The organism is Brevibacterium sp. VCM10, assembly GCF_000583215.1.
GTDB classification, from domain to species: Bacteria; Actinomycetota; Actinomycetes; order Actinomycetales; family Brevibacteriaceae; genus Brevibacterium; species Brevibacterium linens.
The window spans coordinates 1-2,004 of the sequence record NZ_JAJB01000121.1; the positions used below are offsets into that span (position 1 = coordinate 1).

General features: G+C 60.6%; 3 protein-coding genes. All 3 read left to right on the forward strand.

The annotated features are described in order from the left end of the window. Positions 1–253: 253 nt before the first annotated feature. From AD89_RS0117630 to AD89_RS20525, 3 genes are read left to right on the forward strand one after another with little or no spacing between them, the layout of a single operon-like run. Positions 254–547 carry a helix-turn-helix domain-containing protein gene (locus AD89_RS0117630; RefSeq protein ID WP_025780997.1) on the forward strand — a complete coding sequence of 98 codons (294 nt, stop codon included), beginning with the start codon at positions 254–256 and terminating at the stop codon, positions 545–547. Then, positions 544–1,503 (forward strand): type II toxin-antitoxin system HipA family toxin, encoded by a 960-nt coding sequence (locus tag AD89_RS19050; RefSeq protein ID WP_155807510.1) that lies wholly within the window; start codon positions 544–546, stop codon positions 1,501–1,503. Before AD89_RS0117630 ends, AD89_RS19050 begins: the two co-directional genes overlap by 4 nt. Next, positions 1,424–1,783: a HipA domain-containing protein gene (locus AD89_RS20525; protein ID WP_269320695.1), complete on the forward strand. Its 360-nt coding sequence runs from the start codon at positions 1,424–1,426 to the stop codon at positions 1,781–1,783. The genes AD89_RS19050 and AD89_RS20525 overlap by 80 nt, the downstream gene beginning before the upstream one ends. Positions 1,784–2,004: the final 221 nt, after the last annotated feature.

A 2,004-nucleotide genomic window follows, 5' to 3' on the forward strand; every position in this document is an offset into this window, starting at 1 on the left:
GCGCCCCCGCCAGGTAGCAAATGGCCTGGTCCGACTCCCTCTGAGAGTCGGACGAGGCCATTCGTGTATTCTCCGGCCGGTCGTCGGCGACTATGAGTGGTGTTTTCACTGACGCGCAGAGTCTGTGTGGAGTCCATCCGGACAGGAGCCGACCACCGATTCGCCCGAAATGGGCATTGCCGGTGGATCTAATGACGCGCATTCTAGTCGTTAATTGACTATGTGGTGACTATTGCACTCATAAGGAGTTCAAATGGGCGTTACTCGTCAAGTGGATCGCCGCCTTGCCGAGATCGGATCCTCGATTCGTCGGTGGCGACTCATGCAATCGCTCAAGGCAGTCGAAGTCGCAGAGCGGGCCGGCATCTCTCGATCGACGCTCCAGAAAGTCGAACGTGGTGACGCAGGCGTATCAATCGGGGCAGTGATGTCGGTTATGCAGGCACTGGGGCAGCTCGACCATGTGTCCGCCGCATTTGATCCTCTGAGCACCGATGTCGGCCGATTGCGTTCCGCTGAAACACTTCCAAACAGGGTTCGTCGATGAGTGAGCAGGTCCGGGTTGAGATGGACCATGGCGGAACGGCGGTATTCGTCGGCACCGCGTACTTCCACATCGCACGGGGGCAGATCTCGACGACGTTCAAATATTCCGATGAGTACGCGAGGACTCGATGGGCCTATTCGATCGACCCTGAGCTCCCGCTGTCGACAGCCCCATTCAGCGTACCTGGTCTGCCGGGAGCATTCGCCGACTGCTCTCCTGACCGATGGGGTCGTAACCTCGTTGCGAAGGAGCATCGGCGGCAGGTCGCCGACGGCGTCGTCCGTGACCGCCGTCTGACAGATATCGACTTCCTGCTCGGAGTCAGCGACCGCACCCGGCAAGGGGCTCTGCGATTTCGTCGTGCGGCTGGCGAAGACTTCCTCAGCCCGACGAACCGTGTACCGAAGCTGCTCTCCCTGCCGGAGCTGCAGCGGGCTGCCGATGGGGCCGCAGAAGGGTCGGGCGCCGCTGTGAAGCGGCTTCTCGACGCTGGGACAGGGTCTCTGGGAGGGGCGCGGCCCAAAGCATCTGTGGCGGACGATGAGAGACGACTGTTGATCGCGAAGTTCTCCTGGCCCGGAGACGGTCGAGACGTCATCGCATGGGAGAGCCTGGCACTCGAACTTGCCTGTAGGGCCGGAATTGGCACCTCTGAATCTCGGTTGCTGAGCATCGACGAGAGATCCGTGCTTCTTCTGCAGAGGTTCGATCGTACGGCCGACCGTCGGATCGGATATATGAGTGCGATGACAGCAACCGGGCGTCGGGACGGAGAAGCCGGTGACTATCTCGATGTCGTCGAAGCAATCGAAGATCACAGCCGGCGCTGGCGCAGCGACTGCGGAACTGTTTCGCCGAGTAACATTCTCAGTTGCTTTGCACAATACGGACGATCACTTGCGAAGCCATGGCTTCATACGGGCGGACGCGGGATGGCAGCTGAGCCCAGCTTTTGACATCAGTCCGGAACCGGAGCCCGCGGTCGAACGCCACACCGCTATCAACGGCGTCGTGTCCGCGGAGGTTGAAGCCGAGGCGCTGCTCGAATTCGCCTCTCTCTGCCATCTGACGAAGCCGACTGCTGTGACTGTCCTCAATGAGGTCGTGAGCGCAGTTGAAGGGTGGAGATCGCAGGCTGTCGAACGCGGGATCCGAAATGCAGAGATCACCGAGATGGGGACTGTCATCGACGCGCAGCTCGCCCGCCTGGGCGAAGTTATCCGACTGGGCCGCTGAATCGCGCGATATTCGGTCTTGGTTGTTGCGCGGACTGATGCGAAGCCCGCCGCTCCGCAAGGGGCATCATTGTGCCCTGCGGACTGTGTGGTGGGTGTCACGTGGAGAAAGTCGGTTTTGGATTTGCACGTCGCCTCTGGGGTGGTCTAGAGTTATATCTCGTTGCCCCGCCGGAAACGAGGTTCACGGAACACCGTTTCGACCGGGTCTGACCAGGACAA